The organism is Nocardioides sp. T5, assembly GCF_048161455.1.
GTDB lineage: Bacteria > Actinomycetota > Actinomycetes > Propionibacteriales > Nocardioidaceae > Nocardioides.
Genome location: NZ_CP182415.1, coordinates 1,787,043 through 1,804,113, shown reverse-complemented (window position 1 = coordinate 1,804,113; position 17,071 = coordinate 1,787,043). Strand labels below are relative to the sequence as shown.

The 17,071-nt window shown below is 72.4% G+C and carries 15 protein-coding genes; 4 read left to right on the top strand and 11 right to left on the bottom strand.

Features of this window, described 5'->3' with window-relative positions; genetic code table 11:
* Positions 1-382: 382 nt before the first annotated feature.
* Genes ACNKF0_RS08810 through ACNKF0_RS08795 form a run of 4 tightly spaced genes read right to left on the bottom strand, consistent with a single transcriptional unit; the run spans position 383 to position 6,124 of the window.
* Positions 383-2,305, bottom strand: a complete 1,923-nt coding sequence (locus tag ACNKF0_RS08810; protein ID WP_416957556.1) for an ATP-binding protein — start codon at positions 2,303-2,305, stop codon at positions 383-385.
* Positions 2,293-3,858 carry an ATP-binding protein gene (locus tag ACNKF0_RS08805; protein ID WP_416957554.1) on the bottom strand — a complete coding sequence of 522 codons (1,566 nt, stop codon included), beginning with the start codon at positions 3,856-3,858 and terminating at the stop codon, positions 2,293-2,295. The genes ACNKF0_RS08810 and ACNKF0_RS08805 overlap by 13 nt, the downstream gene beginning before the upstream one ends.
* Positions 3,859-3,860: 2 nt before the next feature.
* Positions 3,861-4,628: a DUF4194 domain-containing protein gene (locus ACNKF0_RS08800; protein WP_416957553.1), complete on the bottom strand. Its 768-nt coding sequence runs from the start codon at positions 4,626-4,628 to the stop codon at positions 3,861-3,863.
* Positions 4,625-6,124: a DUF3375 domain-containing protein gene (locus ACNKF0_RS08795; RefSeq protein WP_416957551.1), complete on the bottom strand. Its 1,500-nt coding sequence runs from the start codon at positions 6,122-6,124 to the stop codon at positions 4,625-4,627. The genes ACNKF0_RS08800 and ACNKF0_RS08795 overlap by 4 nt, the downstream gene beginning before the upstream one ends.
* Positions 6,125-6,250: 126 nt before the next feature.
* Here ACNKF0_RS08795 and ACNKF0_RS08790 point away from each other — a divergent pair, with 126 nt between their 5' ends.
* Entirely contained in the window at positions 6,251-7,021 is a 771-nt protein-coding gene (locus ACNKF0_RS08790; protein WP_416957549.1) for a class I SAM-dependent methyltransferase, read from the top strand.
* A 2-nt stretch (positions 7,022-7,023) separates the two neighbouring features.
* Here the strand turns inward: ACNKF0_RS08790 and ACNKF0_RS08785 are convergent, their stop codons facing one another.
* From ACNKF0_RS08785 to ACNKF0_RS08755, 7 genes are all read right to left on the bottom strand, one after another.
* On the bottom strand, positions 7,024-9,111 hold the full coding sequence (locus ACNKF0_RS08785; protein WP_416957547.1) for an elongation factor G-like protein EF-G2: 2,088 nt from the start codon (positions 9,109-9,111) through the stop codon (positions 7,024-7,026).
* A 14-nt stretch (positions 9,112-9,125) separates the two neighbouring features.
* A complete protein-coding gene (locus ACNKF0_RS08780; RefSeq protein ID WP_416957545.1) occupies positions 9,126-10,820 on the bottom strand; it encodes a CocE/NonD family hydrolase in 1,695 nt (564 codons plus the stop codon).
* Between the two features lie 38 nt (positions 10,821-10,858).
* Positions 10,859-11,674, bottom strand: a complete 816-nt coding sequence (locus ACNKF0_RS08775) for a DNA/RNA non-specific endonuclease (protein ID WP_416957543.1) — start codon at positions 11,672-11,674, stop codon at positions 10,859-10,861.
* Between the two features lie 45 nt (positions 11,675-11,719).
* Positions 11,720-12,304 carry a TetR/AcrR family transcriptional regulator gene (locus ACNKF0_RS08770; RefSeq protein ID WP_416957542.1) on the bottom strand — a complete coding sequence of 195 codons (585 nt, stop codon included), beginning with the start codon at positions 12,302-12,304 and terminating at the stop codon, positions 11,720-11,722.
* Positions 12,291-12,488, bottom strand: coding sequence for a hypothetical protein (locus ACNKF0_RS08765; protein WP_416957540.1), 198 nt, complete (start codon positions 12,486-12,488; stop codon positions 12,291-12,293). The genes ACNKF0_RS08770 and ACNKF0_RS08765 overlap by 14 nt, the downstream gene beginning before the upstream one ends.
* A 104-nt stretch (positions 12,489-12,592) precedes the next feature.
* The gene (locus ACNKF0_RS08760) at positions 12,593-13,477 is read right to left on the bottom strand and encodes a LysR substrate-binding domain-containing protein (RefSeq protein WP_416957538.1); all 885 of its coding nucleotides are present in this window, start codon (positions 13,475-13,477) and stop codon (positions 12,593-12,595) included.
* Between the two features lie 69 nt (positions 13,478-13,546).
* Positions 13,547-14,074: a hypothetical protein gene (locus ACNKF0_RS08755; RefSeq protein WP_416957536.1), complete on the bottom strand. Its 528-nt coding sequence runs from the start codon at positions 14,072-14,074 to the stop codon at positions 13,547-13,549.
* Between the two features lie 160 nt (positions 14,075-14,234).
* Here ACNKF0_RS08755 and ACNKF0_RS08750 point away from each other — a divergent pair, with 160 nt between their 5' ends.
* The 3 genes from ACNKF0_RS08750 to ACNKF0_RS08740 are packed head-to-tail and all read left to right on the top strand — an operon-like array spanning position 14,235 to position 17,004.
* Complete coding sequence (locus ACNKF0_RS08750) at positions 14,235-15,449, top strand: acetyl-CoA C-acetyltransferase (RefSeq protein WP_416957534.1); 1,215 nt, start codon at positions 14,235-14,237, stop codon at positions 15,447-15,449.
* The gene (gene pcaD, locus ACNKF0_RS08745) at positions 15,449-16,225 is read left to right on the top strand and encodes a 3-oxoadipate enol-lactonase (protein WP_416957532.1); all 777 of its coding nucleotides are present in this window, start codon (positions 15,449-15,451) and stop codon (positions 16,223-16,225) included. Before ACNKF0_RS08750 ends, pcaD begins: the two co-directional genes overlap by 1 nt.
* A complete protein-coding gene (locus tag ACNKF0_RS08740) occupies positions 16,222-17,004 on the top strand; it encodes a CoA transferase subunit A (protein WP_416957530.1) in 783 nt (260 codons plus the stop codon). Before pcaD ends, ACNKF0_RS08740 begins: the two co-directional genes overlap by 4 nt.
* Positions 17,005-17,071: the final 67 nt, after the last annotated feature.

Genomic DNA, 17,071 nt, shown 5'->3' with positions numbered 1-17,071 from the left:
GTGTGGTCGGAGCTGAGTCCTTCGGTGCCCGGGTTCGGGCGGAGGAGTCGTTCGAAGTCTGCGGTCGTGATGGGTCTTTCGCCTTCGGGGGGACACTGCCCGAGCGCAGCGAAGGGTCGGCCGGAAAGGCCGGGATGTCAGAGGTGTGCCGTGACGGCACGCAGGCGTCCGGCTGCGTGAGCAGACGCGTGCACGGGGGTCGCTCGACGATCACGAACGATCGTCGGCAGGGCGGTTGGAACGATCCAACACGTGTTCAAAAAAGAAGCGCGAAGCGTCTCTGGCCCCGCGGTACGGCGAACGGACCACTATGCGCGCCGGGCGACACCGACACAAATCGGCCGGTCCGGAGGGGTGGGCCGGACCGGCGCGGGTGACGACGTCAGACCGCGCCGGGGGCGCCGTCCAGCCGCCCGGCGTCGGCGATGGGCGTGATCCAGGACTCATGGGTGGTGCTGTTCTTGGTGATGGCGAGCAGCTCGTCCATGTGGGGCTCGAGACCGGTGACCTTGTCGAGCGGGACACCGACGATGAGCTGGAAGCCGAGTCCCCGCCACGCCTGGACGGCGCGACCGGCGAACTCGGAGTCAGCCTTCACGAACCCCTCGTCTAGGAAGACCGGGGCGAACCGCGGTCGCGAGCGCATCTCGTCGCCCAGCCGGAAGCGGAGCGCCGAGCCGACGATGAAGGCGACCAGCTCCTGGCTCTCGCCGCCGCTCTTCTCCCCCAGCGTCCGGTAGGTCGCGCGCAGCTCGCCGGTGGTGTGGTCGTAGCGCTCGGCGCTGATCTCCACGTGGCGGCGTACGTCGAGCAGGCGGTCGCGGTCGGTCAGTGACGTCGCCGCGTCGCCGAGCTGGCTCGGCCTGCGCAGCTGCTGCATGAACCTGCTGAGCTCGGTGAAGCGCTTCTCGAGGGCCTCCTCGTCGAGCTCGGTCGTGGAGCCGGACGACAGGGTGCGCAGGTCCTTCATGAACATCTGCACGTGGGCAGGCGACAGCCGACGCAGGCGGATCCGGAGCCGGTCGCCCGACGCGCCGAACTCCAGGCGCCGCAGGATCGCGTTGATCGGCTCGAGCCGGTCCTCGATCTCCTCCACGGACGCGGCCATCGCTCCGACGAGGGGCACGAGGTCCTGGCCGCTCCACTCGGTGAGCCGGCGTCGCCACTCGGACCGCCGCGCGGCGAGACCCTCGCCGCGGATCTCGTCGAGGATGCGTGCGTAGTCGGGGTAGGAGTCGGCGGTGGCGCCGAGGTTGGGCGAGTCCCACTGGAGCTTGTAGAGCCGGAACACCTGCGCGAGGTCGTCGTCGACCCGTCGGACCTCCGCCTCGGCGTCGCCGACCGCGGTGCGGAGCCGCTCGGCGAGCCGCTGGGACGACTCGGCGAACCGGTCGAGGTCGGCGGGGTCGGCGGGCGACGCAGCGGCCGCGAAGTCGACCGCCAGGGCGGCCTCCTGCTCCGGGCTGAGCACGACCTTGCCGGCGTCCTCCATCGCCTGGAGCCGGTCCTTGACGACGTCCTCGGCGTCGACGAGGTCGCCGTGGGCTGCGTTGAGCTCACGCTGCCGCTGCTCCGCGGCGTAGCGCGCCCGTCGCGTCTCCTCCAGCCGCACGGTGAGGTCGGCGATCTGCGCCTCCAGCACCTGGAGCCCGTCGTCGGACTCGAGGATCTCGGCCCGTCGGCGCTCGAGGTCGGCGATGCGGCGGTCGCTGCCGTCGACGTCGAAGTCGTCGAAGCGCGCCGCGGCCACGACGTCGTACGACGTGCGCTGCTGCTCCAGCACGCGCGACCTCCGGTCCAGCCCGGCCACCTCGGCCCCGACGCCGTCGAGCCGCTCCTCGAGGTCGGCGAGCTCCGCGTCGACCTCGGCGATCGCGTCGGCGTTGGAGAACCCGATGATGTTGCGGGTGTCGTTGCGTCCGTGGGCACCGCGACGGCCGTTGCGGGTCTGGCCGGCGAGGGTGACCCGGAAGCCGGGGCCCGCGAGCCCGTCGGCGGACTCGACGCACAGCGCGTTGCGCGACGGCTCGCCCACGTGGGCCTGCACCCACCCCGAGAAGGGCGAGTCCTGGAAGACCAGCTTGCCGGCGACCCGCTCCGGGTCTGCCGGACCGAGGTCCGGCAGGTCGAGGTCCACGCCCTCGAAGGTGAGCCGGCCGCGCATCCGCAGGCCGTCGATCGCGGAGGCGAAGCCGTCCAGCCGGTCGAGCGGCACGAGCATCGTCCGGGCGCTCGCCCCGAGGACGGTCTCGACGGCCGTGCGCCAGCGCGCCTCGTCGGGCGCGACGTCGATCAGCTCGGCCACGAACGGCGAACGTCGACGCCCAGCCCGCTCGCGCGCGCGACCTCGGCGCGCAGCTCGTCCATCCGGGCCGGCACCCGGCCGGCACGGCTCTCCAGCGACGCCCGCTCACGCCGCAGCTCGGCCTGGCGCTGGCTGAGCGGGAACTGGTCGCGGAGCACGGCGTCGCGCTCGCGCCGGATCCGCTCCTGCTCGCGCTGGAAGCCGGACAGCCACTGCTGGGCGTGCATCTGGAGCACGGCGAAGGACTCGCTCGAGAGCAGGGCGGCCTCGACGTCGGGCGCCTGGGCGTCGGTGGCGTCGATCAGCGGGAGGAGCCGCTCCTGCAGGACCGTGCGGCGTCCCAGCCGGTCCTCGCGGACGACCTGCTCCTGCTCCAGCGACAGCGCGAGCGACTGGAGCGTCGAACCGCCGGCCGCGCGGTGCGACTCCTTGGCTGCCTCCAGGTCGGCGAGGTAGGTGCGCTCCGCGGACGTCGTCGTGCCGAGCTCGTCGGCGGCCGATGCGCGGTCGGCGCGGTTGTCGACCACGGCGGCCTCGACGAGGCGGAGGTGGGTGCGCAGCAACCACATCCGGAGCGGGGTGTCGCGGTCCAGCGTCACGCCGTAGGAGTCGAGCTCGGCGAGCCGGCGCGTGGCCGCCACCTTGCGGTCGTGCAGGTCGACGATCGGCGCCAGGAGCTCGAGCTTCTGCTCCTCGGTGCGCATGGCCGAGTGGGCGGTGTCGAGGTCGTCGAAGTGCTCGATCGCGCGGTCCGCGGCGGCGAACGTCGAGGGTCGCTCGAGCACCATGTCCTTGTAGAGCTCGTCGACGCTGCGCACCTGGTTGCCCGCCTGGATGCGGGCGAGCAGCCGCAGCGCCTTCGCCCCGTCGCCGTTGGCGCCGATGCCGAGCCGTGCGTGCAGGACCGCCGCGAACTCGGCGTAGGTGCGGTGCACCCGGATGCTTGGGTAGAGCTTCTTCAGCGTGTTCGCGTGGAACCGCTCGGGCACGGCGACCTCGAGCGTGTCGAGCGGCAGGGCTCCGTCCTGGGTGGCCAGCTGCATCTGGACGTCGCTCGACCGGGTGGCCCGCCGGGGCACGTAGTAGGTGCGGAGCACGGTGAAGCGGCCGCCCTGGTCGTTGACGTAGGTCATCGCGATCGCGCCCCAGGTGTCGGAGCCCTTGCCGCGGAGCAGCTTCTCGACCGGACGACCGGTGCGGGGGTCGTCGACCACGTCGACCGCGCCGCGCAGGTAGGAGAGCAGGTTGCGCTGGCCCGCCCCGCGTGCGCGGCCGGCGACGGCGTCGTTGGAGGCACCGTTGAACTTGGTGTCCGACGGCATCATCAGCGCGGTGTAGGCGTCGAGGATGGTGCTCTTGCCGACGCCCGAGGCACCGGAGATCATCGTCGCGTCACCGCGCAGGGGTACGACCGTGAGGCCGCCGAAGCCGCCCCAGTTGACCAGCTGCAGCAGCGCCGCGCGCCACTGCATGGTGTCGTCGGCCGGAGTGGCGACCTCGCGCCTCTCGAACAGCCCGTCCACCGCCGCCTGCCCGATCTCGTCGATCGACATGCTCACTGCTCCTCTGCGGGGTCGACGGCGACCACCCGGTCGGCATCCACCTGGTCGGCATCGGCGTCGTCGCCGAACAGGTCGTCCGGCTCGTCGGGCTCGGACGGGACCTCGCCGCTGTTGGCGGCCACCAACGCGTCCAGCAGCTCCTGGAGGAGCTCCAGCGGGATCAGGGGCTCCACGGCCTCGCTGATCTCGAAGCGCTCCTCGGACGCGGTGCCGATGAGCAGCCCCGCCTTGACGATGCTCGTGATCGCGTTGCGCGCCCGCTTGTCGTCACCCGCGACGTCGGTGGCGTGCGCCGGCCGGAAGCTCGCGACGTGGCCGACGATGTCCTCCCGGTCGACGAAGACGCGTGCATCGCCGCTCGCGACACCGGCGCGCAGCCGGTCGCGCAGGTGCACCAGCACGATCGTCTCCTCGCGCGACCACGCGGCGTCGTAGAGCAACGTCGGGAACCGGCTCCCGGTCTCGGAGGTGGCCTGCCGCTTCCACGCGACCTCGCGGGCACGGTCGACCTGCAGGTCGAGGAACAGGTCGTTGAGCCGCGACCGGATCAGCCGCTCGTGCTCGACGAGCACGACCCAGTCGCGCGGGTGGGTGCGGGCGCTGATGAACCGCTGCTTGACCAGCGTCACCAGGGCGCGGCGCTGGGCGTGGTCCAGCCCGCCCTCGTCGCCCTCGAACAGCGAGAACGAACCCTCCTCGACGCCCTCGTCAACCTCGTCGAAGGCCTCGTCGACGATCTCGGGGTGGGTCTCGACGCTCATGCGCGGGTCTCCGTCTGGTGGGTGTCGGGGAGATCGGGGTCGGGGAGGGGGGTGCGGGGCACGGCGAAGGTCCGCCGGCTGCCGTCGGGCCGCACGGTCTCGAACGGCTCGGCCGACTCCTCGGCCCGCCAGTCCCGGTCGGCAGCGAGGTGCAGCAGCCCGAAGATCTCGACCGGCCGGCGCAGCGACGGCTCGAGGCCGTCGAAGAGGGCCCCGAGGGACGCGACCGGGAGCAGTGAGGACAGCGCCGCGTCGAGGCGCTCGCGCAGGGTCGACAGCCGCGGGCCGCCCTGCGCCATGAGCTCGGCGAGCGAGACCGGGGGTGCCAGGTCGGGGTCGGGCGTGCTGATGCGGTCGGGCAGCACGTCGTCGGCGGGGTCGTGGAAGCGCTCGCGCAGGTGGTCGATGCTCGTCCGCGCGGGCAGGAGCGCGACGTCGTGGACGGCGCGCGGACCGGTGGTGGCCATCCACGTCGTCATCTCGGCCTCCACCTGGCGCAGCGTCTGCTCGAGCTCGCGGTCACGCGCGACGTCGTGGGAGACGATGTACTCCTTCAGCGTCGCCGTCACGCGTGAGCGCTGGGCGAGCACCCGGTCGAGGCCGTCGCGCACCAACCGCACGGTCCCGCGCAGCTCGGCGCGGTCGGCGTCGCTGAGGATCCGGTCGGACAGCGGGTGCTCCAGCAGGTCGGTCAGGTCCTCGCGCAGCTGCGTCACCAGGGCGTCGTCGCGCAGCAGCGCGAACGCCCCCTCGAACGCACGCCCCTCGTGCGTGGCCGTCATCAGCGCGTCGGCGCGGGCGAGGTAGTCGTCGATCACCTCGCCGGCCGGACGGTCCTCCGCGCGGAACGCGGCGAGGATCTCCGTCCGGATCGTGGCGAACCGCTCCTCGACCCGGGCGAAGTCGCTCGGCAGCGCGGAGATCAGTGACAGCAGCTCGGTGAACCCCTCGAGCATGTAGTCCTCGGTCGCGCCCTCCAGCTCGCCGCCGTCGACCAGCCGGTCGCGCTCACCCTTGAGCCGGGCGATCTCCTCGTTGAGGATCGTGACGCGGGCGGTGCGGTCCGGGTTGGCCTCGGAGTTGAAGCGGCGGACGGTGCCGAGGATGGTCGCGACCCGGTGCTCGCTGAGCGTGGCCCGGTCGCGAGCGAGGTTCTTCACCAGCTCCAGCGCCTGCTGCGCGTGGGACGTCAGCGCATACACCTCGTGGCCGGTCTCGTCGAGCGAGCGCACCAGCCACTGGCCGCGCATCCAGCGCTGGCAGATCTCGCGACCCGTGCCGGTGGGTACGTCCTGCTCCCCCGCCAGCCGCATCTGGGCGACGTGCTCCTCGACCTGGGTGTGCAACCGGGCCGTGGGGATCGGGTGGTTGGTGCGGCCGAACGCCGTACGGAAGATGGTGATCACCACGGGCGCCTGCCGCTGGTGGAGCAGGGTCAGCGTGGGTTGGGCGAACGCCCCCTTCACGCGCGCAAGCTCACCTGCTGTCTCGCTCACGTACCCGCTCTCCCGCTTCGTCCACCACCTGTGCTCGGTGCGCAAGCATCGCAAAGGGCACCGACGGCGCTGGGGCCGCCCCTAGGATCCGCCGCGTACCAGCAGCGAGGACGAGGGAGCGACCCGATGGACGTACGCGCGCACAACCGCGACGTGTGGGACTCGTTGGGATCCGGCGGATCCCCCTGGACCCGACCGGTCAGCTCCGCGGAGGTCGAGGCCTCCCGACGCGGCGAGTGGTCGATCGTCGTCACCCCGAGCGTCCCGGTGCCTCGCGACTGGTTCCCGTCACTGGACGGCTGCCGGACCCTGTGCCTGGCGGGCGGGGGCGGCCAGCAGGGACCGATCCTCGCCGCCGCTGGCGCGGAGGTCACCGTGCTGGACTTCTCCGAGGCCCAGCTCGCCCGGGACCAGGAGGTCGCGCGCCGTGACGGACTCGACCTCACGCTGGTCCACGCGGACATGACCGACCTGTCGCGCTTCGAGGACCACTCGTTCGACCTGGTCGTGCACCCCGTGGCCAACGTGTACATCCCCGATGTCGCTCCCGTATGGCAGGAGGTGGCGCGCGTGCTCCGTCCCGGAGGCGCCCTGATCGCCGGCTTCTTCAACCCGGTGGTCTACGTGTTCGACCAGGACCTGCTCGGCGACGGTGAGCTCGTCGTCGCGAACGCGCTGCCCTACTCCGAGCTCACCAGCATCGACGCGTCCACCCGGCAGCGGCTCCTCGACGACGGCGACCCGCTCCAGTTCAGCCACACGCTCGCCGACCAGATCGGCGGGCAGGGCCGGGCGGGCCTGCATGTCACCGACCTGCTCGAGGACCGCCGTCCGGGCCACCCGCTGGCGCCCTATCTACCGACCCACCTGGCCACCCGCGCGGTGCGGCAGGGCTGACGTCAGGGGGCCGGGAGCTTGGCGGAGACCTGCTCGGGAACCCGCTCGTAGCCGACGAACGCGCGGGTGAAGGAGGCCGAGCCGTGGGCGAGGGAGCGCAGCTCGGCGGCGTAGCGGCGGAGCTCCAGCTGGGGCACGTGCGCCCGGATGACGACCATGCCCGGCTCGCCGGCCGGCTCGCTGCCCAGGACCTTGCCCCGACGTGCGGACAGGTCCCCCATGATGGTGCCGACCAGGGCGTCGCTGACGCGCACCTCCACCTCGTCGACCGGCTCGAGCAGGCACGTACCGGCACGTGTCGCTGCGTCGCGCAGCGCCAACCCGCCCGCGGTCTGGAACGCCATGTCGGAGGAGTCGACGCTGTGGGCCTTGCCGTCGGTGAGGGTCACCCGGAGGTCCACCGTCGGGTAGCCGTCGGCGACCCCCTGCGCCATCTGCGCACGGACTCCCTTCTCGACCGAGGCAATGAACTGTCGAGGTAGCGCGCCGCCCACGACACGGTCGACGAACTCGAACCCTCCGCCCTGCGGGAGCGGTTCGACCTCGATGCTGCACACGGCGTACTGCCCGTGCCCTCCGCTCTGCTTCACGTGCCGGCCGTGGCCGGTGGCCGGTCGCGCGAACGTCGCCCGCAGCGGCACCCGGAGCTCGACCTCGTCGACGTCGACGCCGTAGCGGCCGGCGAGCCGGTCGAGCAGCACGTCCGCGTGGGCCTCCCCCATCGTCCACAGCACGACCTGGTGGGTCTCCTCGTGGTGCTCGACGCGGAGGGTGGGGTCCTCGGCGGCGAGCCTCTGGAGCCCCGATCCGAGCCTGTCCTCGTCGCTCGTGGTCCGGACCTGGATGGCCACCGGCAGCTGGGGATCGGGCACCTGCCATGGCTCCAGCACCAGCGGCGTGTCGACGGCGGAGAGGGTGTCGGTGGTCTCGGCCCGGCTGAGCCGGCCGATGGCGCACAGGTCGCCCGCGACCACGGCCGCGGCGGTGCGCTGGGTCCTGCCCAGCGGCACGGAGAGCGACCCGATCCGCTCGTCCTCGTCGTGGTCCGGGTGGCTCGCGGCCGGGTCCTCTCCGCCCGCCCACCCCGACCGGTGCCCGGACACGTGGACCGTAGCGTCCGGCAGGACGGTCCCGGAGAAGACGCGGACCAGGCTGACCCGCCCGAGGTAGGGATCGGTGGTCGTCTTGACCACCTCCGCGACCAACGGTCCGGCCGGGTCGCACGCGATCGCGGGGCCAGGTCCACCCGCCGGTGTCCAGACCTTCGGCAGCGGGTGCTCGAGCGGCGAGGGGAACGCGGACACCATGAGGTCGAGCAGTTCTCGGGCCCCCGCGCCGCTGGTCGAGTCGACCGGGACGACGGGGTGCAGCGAGCCCCGCGCGACGGCGAGCTCGAGGTCATGGAGCAGCAGTCCGGTGTCGATCTCCCCGCCACCGACGTAGCGCTCCATCAGCGTCTCGTCCTCGGACTCCTCGATGATGCCCTCGACGAGCGCCGCTCGCTGCGCCTCGTGCCCGTGGTCGCCCGTCACCAGGTCGACGAGGCGTCCGCCCTCCCGGAGGTGGACGGGCAGGACCCGCTCGCCGAAGGCGGCGCGCGCCTGCTCCACCACGCCGTCGACGTCGGCACGGGCGTGGTCGACCTTGGTGATGACGACCACCCGGGGCATGGCCACGTCGGCGCACTCGCGCCACAGCGCCCGTGTCGGCTCGTCGACGCCCTCGTTGGCGGCGAGGACGAAGAGCGCGCAGTCCGCGGCGCGGAGACCTGCTCGCACCTCGCCCACGAAGTCGACGTAGCCGGGGGTGTCCAGCAGGTTGATCTTCACGCCGTCGTGCACGAGCGGAGCGAGCGCCAGCCCGACCGATCGCCGGTGCCGGTGCTCGACCTCCTCGAAGTCGCACACCGTGGTGCCGTCCTCGGTGCTGCCGGCCCGGTTGAGCACGCCGGCCACGACCAGCAGCCGCTCGACGAGCGTGGTCTTCCCCGCACCCGCGGCGCCCACGACGACGACGTTGCGGATCGCCTCCGGCCGTTTCGCGACCGGAGGGCCGTCCTGGGCGGTGACACCGCCGGGTTCTCGGCTCACGTGGTGGCTCCTGCTCACTGGTACGACGGTCCGAGAACTGTCAGGTCACTTTCGCCCGATCCGGTCCTGCGAGGCAAGGGTGCGACGCACGGCAGCCGGACCAGGGACACGCCACCGTCGCCGTGACGGACCGTGCGCGCCGACGGCACCAGGTCCGTGCTCGTCGCCGGGTCCTGGTCCGTGCCCAGGTTCCTCGCATACCGGGGGTGGGCTCCTCCGGAGACCTGCAGGCGAAGTCGACTGCCGACCGGGAACCGGTGGGCGACGGCGTCGAGTCGCAGCACCACGGTTCCGTCGGCGTCGTCCGGTCCCAGCCTCACGAACCCGTCGCTGAGGTTGATCGAGCGCCCGTCGCGCCTGACCTCGCACAGGCGCACGAAGAGGTCGGCCCACGGGTTGTCGGTCTCGTGGGCGACCTCGACGACCGGTTCTCCGAGCACCTCCAGTGGCTCGGTCAGCGGTGGGGTGGTGAACGTGACGACGTCCGGGCGTGCCTCGAGCGTGCGGTTGTCGCGGCGACCGCCGATCGCCGGGTTGATCACCCGGCCTCCGACCGCCGGCGTGGGACGGGCAGGGTCGTAGGTGAACGTGGTCGGGCCGGCAGAGGCCGGCGGTGGCGTCGCCGCGAGCCCGCCCGCGGGCTGGACGTGCAGCACGCGTTCGCTGGTGGGTGGCGGCCACGTCTCGAGGTGGCGCCACTCCTGGGCTCCGGTCACGTAGATGCGGACCGGGCCCGGCCGCTGCCGACCCGGGACTGCGGCGAGGTGCTCGGCCAGCCAGTCCAGCGCCTCCGCCATGACGACAGCCGCCCCCTTCGTGAGCGTCTGGACGTGGGTCCACGGTCCGATGGTGAGACCGGCGTCGACACCCCGCTGCTGCAGCCGCTCGAACGCCTCGATCATCTGGGCGGGGAACCGGTCCTGCCATCCCGTCTGCAGCAGGACCGGCACGGTGACCCGGTCGAGGGCCTGGCCGAGTCGCATGTCGCGCCACAGCGGGTCCTCGCGGTCCGACGCCACGAGCCAGTCCGCGTACGGCATGCCAGTGCGCGCGAAGAGCTCCTGGGCCTTGACGAGGGGAAGCTCCTCGAACGCGGGCCGCAGGCGCCGAGCCGCCGTCACGCCGCGCGCGAGCCCTCGGACCGTGCCGACGTCCAGGTGCCCCAGGCCGTCCATGAGGCCCGCCACCTCCTCGAGCGAGAAGGCGCCGGCGCCGTGCGTCGCCCAGTGGGCGTCATGGGCCGAGATCGCGATCACCGCCGCCACCACCTCCGGAGGTGGGTCCGCCAGCACGGCCCAGGCCGCGTGCCCCTGGTACGAGGCTCCCCACAGCGCCAGCCGGCCACCGAACCAGGGCTGCCGACGCAGCCAGGCGACGGTGTCGGCCCCGTCGGCACGTTCCTGGCGGAACGGGTCCAACGTCCCTCCTGAGCCGGATGTCCCGCGGCAGCCCTGGTTCACGACGTGGTAGCCGTGACCGGCGAAGAAGCCCGCGGTGAGCTGGGCGATCAGCCCGTCCCGGCCGTACGGCGTGCGGATGAGCACCGTCCCCGGCAACCCGGCCGCCGGCGAGTACACGTCGGTCAGCAGCTCGACGCCATCACGCATGGGGACGCGCGCGGTCCGGACCGCGTAGGGATGACGGCCGAGCGGCAGCCGGAGGACGCGGGCGATGCCGCCCGCGATCGGGTGTCGAAACCGGGTCTCCATGGCGTTTCCCCCATGCTCACACGATGGGGTGCCTCCCGCTACCAGCCGACCTGTTCGACGTCGGTGACCAGGACCGGGCCGGCGGGAAGCACCTCTTCGGGCCCGACGGTCTCCCGCAGGCTCGCGAAGCTGAGGCCGGTGCGCTCCTCGAGGAGCTCCAGCGGCACGAGGTAGGTGTCGAAGTCGTCGAGGAAGTCGGGCGCCGCGCCCTCGAGGCCGTCGAGGTCCTGCGTCAGGACGAACGCCTTGGCGCGCACACGTCCGTCGAGGCGGTAGACGACGACCTTCCAGTGCTCGACCGGCAGCTGGACGCCCCGGTAGGGCGGGTCGTCGGGCGCGAGGACCGGACCGGCGAAGAGCGTCAGCCGCCGCTCCTCGAGCCCGTCGAGCGCCAGTACGGCGTTCTCGAGCAGGCCCCACACGCCGCCGCGGCCGGACTGGTTGAAGTCCTGGTGCTGGGGCGTGATGTTGGTGAAGAAGAACGACGCGGAGTTGGCCAGCCTCGCCTCGTCGAGCGTGCCCCAGAGCAGGTCGGAGCGGCGCGCGACATGGCCGCGGTCGAGGTCGTTGGCGGCGTACACCTCCTCTCCGGTCTGTGCCTCGGCCGGGATGCGGGGGTCGAGCCGGAAGCGCTCCCCCGAGCGGCTGATGCTGTCGCTGGGGAACAGGCGCAGACCGTCGACGTTCCAGGCCACCCACCACGCCAGTCGACGCTCGGGGTGCATGCGGACCGTGAAGTGCGCGTAGTCGAGCGGCGTCGCGAGGGCCGGGTCGTCGTCCGGCCCGGGTGCGGGCGCCTGCGGCGGCGCGATGTCGGTGTCGAGGAAGCGGGGGTCGTACCCCAGGTCGGCCATGTCAGCAGTCTCGCGCACACCCCGGACAGTCGATGTGTGCTGCGCTCAGCCGCGAGCCATGAGCAGCCAGAGGAGCTCGAGGGTCCGGTCCAGCCACTCCGGGGCCACCTCGCCGCGACGGACCAGCTCGCCGAGGTAGGCGCCGACCATGAGGCTCACGACGCCCTCGGCGTCGAGGTCGTCGCGCAGGAGGCCGGCGGCGACGTCGTCGCTGATGCGTCGGACGAGCAGGTCGACGTAGGGCTCCAACGCCGCGCGGAACAGTCCGGTGAACTCCGGATCGCTGTCACCGACGATGGCGGCGAGGCCGCCACGACCGAGGACGACACCCATCTGGTGCCACGCCTGCTCGAGCGCAGCACGGATCTTGTCGCGGACCTCCCCGTCCTCGGGCACGTCCGGCAGCCCGATCGCCGCGCGGAGGACGGCCGTCAGCAGCTCGGCGCGGTTCGCGTGGCGCCGGTAGATGGAGGTCTTCGCGACCCCGGAGGTCGCGGCGACGCGGTCCACGGTGACCGCTCCCGGCCCGCCGTCCCGGAGCAGCTCCAGCACAGCGGCGTGCAGGCGCTGGTCCACCGAGGCCTCGCGCGGGCGGCCGGACCCCGGGGACTCCGAGTCAGTGGTCGGCATGCTCGCGCTGACTCGTCGAGCCGACGCTTCCGGGCCCCTCGAAGACGGAGCGTGGCGGCGGCGCGGACGACTTCTCCGGGTCGGAGCGCCACTTGTCGAGGAAGTAGATCCAGGTGACGGCGCCCATCGAGAGCCCGCCCGCCAGTGATGCGGCGACGATGAACACGACCACTTCGACACTCATTCCGGCCACCTCTTCCCGGGCCGGCCCACCGACCCCTGGGGGATATCGATACGTTCATCGTAGCGATATAGGACAAGCCGCCGGGCCACCCGCACCCGTCGACGTCAGCCGTCCGCAACAGCCGACAGCGCAGCGAGCGCCCGGGCGAGCACGGGGTTGTCGTCGTCGGCACGGCGCGCAGCCACGAGGTCGATGCCCGGGGCACCCACCAGCGCGACGTAGACGACACCGGGAACCGCGAGCGCCGCGGTCGGCTCGGGCACCACGGCGATGCCGAGCCCAGCGGCCACGAAGGTCACCAGGGTCGAGGTCTCGGCGACCTGGTGGACGACCCGAGCCTCGCGCCCGGCCGCGTCGAACAGCTCCTGCACGAGTGCGTTCATCGCCGACCGGCCGCCTCCGGCGTGGACGACGAGGTCCTCCCCCGCCAGGTCCGCGACCCGCAACCGCTGCCTGCCGGCGAAGCGGTGACCCTGCGGCATCGCCACGAGCAGACGGTCGTGCCGCACCGTGGTCACGGTCAGGCCGTTCTGGTCGGGCACCCTCCTCAGCAGCGCGAGGTCGAGCGAGCCGTCGCGCAGCCGCTCGACCTGCTCGGGCGAGAGCATCTCACCGCGGAAGCCGAAGTCGACGGCAGGAAGCTCCTCGCGCAGCCGACGCGCGAGAGCCGGGAGGAGCGAGTACGTCGCCGAGCCGACGCATCCGACGACGAGGCGGCCCGACCGGCCGGACGCGACTCGCTCCGCCTCCTCCCCCGCGGCGTCCACCGCTGCGAGGATGTCGCGTGCCCGGACGAGGTACGCCGTCCCGGCGGCGGTGAGGTCGACACGTCGGGTGGTGCGGGTGAGGAGCGTGACGCCGAGCTCGGTCTCGAGCTGGCGGATCGCCTGCGAGAGCGGCGGTTGCGCCATGTGCAGCAGCCCAGCGGCTCGGCCGAAGTGGCGCTGCTCGGCGACGGCGACGAAGTACCGGAGGTGGCGCAGTTCCATCCACTGATACTGGCAGGGTTCCAGTGCGGCGCACGAGCACCGCACTGCGTCTCACCGGACGCGTAACGGCTACCGCACCACCCAGGGCGTGAACGTCCGTCGCTCCGGCGCCCAGTCCACCGAGCCGGTGGTCTCGTCCTCGAACTTCACCGCCACGCGGACCCTCTTCGGGTCGCCGATGCACCTCCGCGGGATGCGGAGGGACACGGGCTTGTCGTCGAACATGTCGGCGTGGGCGCTCATGCCCGAGCACCGGACGGTCCGCACCGGGCGCTGCCCGAAGGACCGCACGACCGCGAGTGCGCTCGAGAAGTCGGAGTTGGCACGGAACGACACGTGGAACGTCGGCCGAGGGCCACGCCCCGTGTCGATCCAGAAGGCGTAGACCTGCCCCGCGTCCAGCGGGACGGCCGACCGGACGCTCACCTTCACCGCGTTCCGGTGCACGACACGTACGTGCGAGATGTCCACGGACGTCGCGTCACCGACCGGGTCGTCGAACCCCCTCGCCCCCGCCTGGGCCGTCCCCGGCACGACCAGCGCCGCGGCGACCACGCAGGCCGACAGTGCGCGAGCACTCCATCGTGGTGCGTCCATGCGATCCCCCTCCCCCGGGACCCCATCGTCCCGCCGGCCGCCCGCCGGTCGCAAGGGCCGAAAGTACGTGCGCATCCCGACCTCTTTTAGGACGCCATGCGTCTCAGTGAGACCGAAACCGATACTTCACTGTATCGAACGTCACGACTAGGTTCGGTCCATGCCCGACATCGTCATCTGTGAACCCGTGCGCACCCCGGTGGGCCGCCAAGGCGGCGCGTTCGCCTCGCTGTCCGCCGTCGACCTGGCGTCCACCACCCTGACCGAGCTCGTCCGCAGGACGGGCCTGCAGGAGGGTGACGTCGACGACGTCATCCTGGGCAACTGCTACCCCAGCGGCGAGAACCCGGCCATCGGTCGCATCGCCGCCCTCGACGCGGGCCTGGGCACCGGCGTGCCCGGTCTCCAGCTCGACCGTCGCTGCGGCTCCGGTCTGCAGGCTGTCCTGTACGCCGCCGCCCAGATCGCCAGCGGTGGCGGGACGCTGATCGTGGCCGGCGGCGCCGAGTCGATGTCCAACGTCGAGCACTACGCCCTCGGCCTGCGCACCGGCGTCAAGGGCGGCTCCGTCGAGTTGATGGACCGCCTGGTCCGGGCCCGCGAGACGGCCGGCGGCAGGGACCACCCGGTCCCCGGCGGCATGCTCGAGACCGCGGAGAACCTCCGCAGGGAGTACGACATCTCGCGCGAGGAGCAGGACGAGCTCTCGGTCCGCTCCCAGCAGCGTGCCGGGGCCGCGCACGAGGCCGGACGGTTCGCCGACGAGCTCGTGCCGGTCACCGTCCCGGGCCGCCGCGGCAAGCCGGACGTCGTCGTCGACCGCGACGAGCACCCGCGTCCCGAGACCAACCTCGAGCAGCTCGCCGCGCTGCGGCCGGTGCGCCAGAAGGTCGACGACGCCTCCACCGTCACCGCCGGCAACGCCAGCGGCCAGAACGACGGAGCTGCGATGTGTGTCGTGACCACCCGCGAGGAGGCCGAGCGCCGCGGCCTGCGACCGCTGCTCGCGCTGAGGTCGTGGGCCGTGGCCGGCGTCGGCCCCGAGGTGATGGGCATCGGCCCGGTCCCCGCGACCGCTGCCGCCCTCGAGCGGGCCGGGCTCACCCTCGACGAGATCGACCTCATCGAGCTCAACGAGGCCTTCGCCGCGCAGGTGCTGGCCTGCCTGCGCGAGTGGAAGGTCGACCCGACCGACGAGCGGCTCAACCCCAACGGCTCGGGAATCTCGCTCGGCCACCCGGTCGGCGCCACCGGCGCCCGCATCCTGGCGACGATGGCCCACGAGATGCAGCGCCGCGAGTCGCGCTACGGCCTCGAGACCATGTGCATCGGCGGCGGCCAGGGCCTTGCCGCGATATTCGAGCGGATCGCGTGATGAGCGCCGTCGAGGTCCACCACGCCGTCACCGGGCCGGAGGACGCGCCCGTCGTCGTCCTGTCCAACTCCCTCGGCTCGACGACGTCCATGTGGGACGCCCAGGTCGACGAGCTGGCCGAGCACTTCCGTGTCGTCCGCTACGACACCCGCGGCCACGGCACATCCCCCGTGCCGGAGGGCCCCTACGTCATCGACGACCTCGCCGACGACGTGGTGGCGCTGCTCGACCGCCTCGGCGTCGACAGGGCCCATTTCGTCGGTCTCTCGCTGGGTGGGATGACCGGCCTGCGCCTCGCTGCCCGCAACCCCGAGCGAGTCGACCGCCTCGTGGTGCTGTGCACCGGCGCCCGTCTCGAGCCGTCGAGCGCGTGGCTTGACCGGGCAGCGACCGTGCGCGCGAGCGGGAGCACCGCGGTGGCCGAGGCCGTCGTCGCGCGGTGGTACACCCAGGAGTTCCTGGCGAAGAACCCCGACGTGAAGACCGCGTGCGAGGGCATCGTGGCGGCGACCCCGGCCGAGGGCTACGCCTCGTGCTGCGAGGTCATCGCCGAGATGGACCTGCGCGACGACCTCGCCGGCATCAGCGTCCCCACGCTCGCGATCGCCGGGGCCGACGACCCGGCAACTCCTCCCCCGCACCTCGAGGCGATCGCTGACGGTGTCCAGGACGGGCGCCTGCTCGTCGTACCCGACTCGGCCCACCTCGCCAACGCCGAGCAGCCGCAGACCATCACCCCGGCGATCATCGCGCACCTGAAGGGCGGAGCGGCATGAGCAGCATCGACAAAGTCGTCCCGAGCGCCGAGGAGGCGGTCGCCGACATCGCGCCCGGCTCGAGCCTGGCCGTCGGCGGCTTCGGCCTCGTCGGCATCCCGTGGACGCTGATCGGCGCCCTCCTCGACCAGGGCGCCGACGACCTCACGGTCGTCTCCAACAACTGCGGCGTCGACGGCGCCGGCCTCGGCCTGTTGCTCGAGGCCCGCCGGATCACCCGGGTCATCGCGTCGTACGTCGGTGAGAACAAGGAGTTCGGCCGGCAGTACCTCGCCGGCGAGCTCACCGTCGAGCTCACCCCGCAGGGCACCCTCGCGGAGCGGCTGCGTGCCGGTGGCGCCGGCATCGGTGCGTTCTTCACCCCGACCGGCGTGGGCACGATGGTCTCCGAGGGAGGGCTCCCCTGGCGCTACCACCCGGACGGCACCGTGGCGCTGGCCTCCGAGCCGAAGGAGGTACGCACCTTCCACGGCGTCGACATGGTGCTCGAGGAGTCGATCGTCACCGACGTCGCGCTCGTCCGGGCAGCCAGGGTGGATCGCGCCGGCAACTGCGTCTTCCACGCCTCGGCCCGCAACTTCAACATCCCGGCCGCGATGGCCGGGCGACTGACGATCGTCGAGGCCGAGGAGGTCGTCGAGATCGGCGACATCGCGCCCGACGACGTCCACCTGCCCGGGGTGTTCGTCCAGCGCGTCGTCGAGCTGACGCCGACGCAGGCGCACGAGAAGGACATCGAGAAGCTGACCACCCGACCCCGAGAGGCGGCGACGGCATGAGCGAGCGCAGCGAGCGAATCAATCGACACAGTGCGACTCGTGCCTCATGGCCGCACGGAGCGAAGCG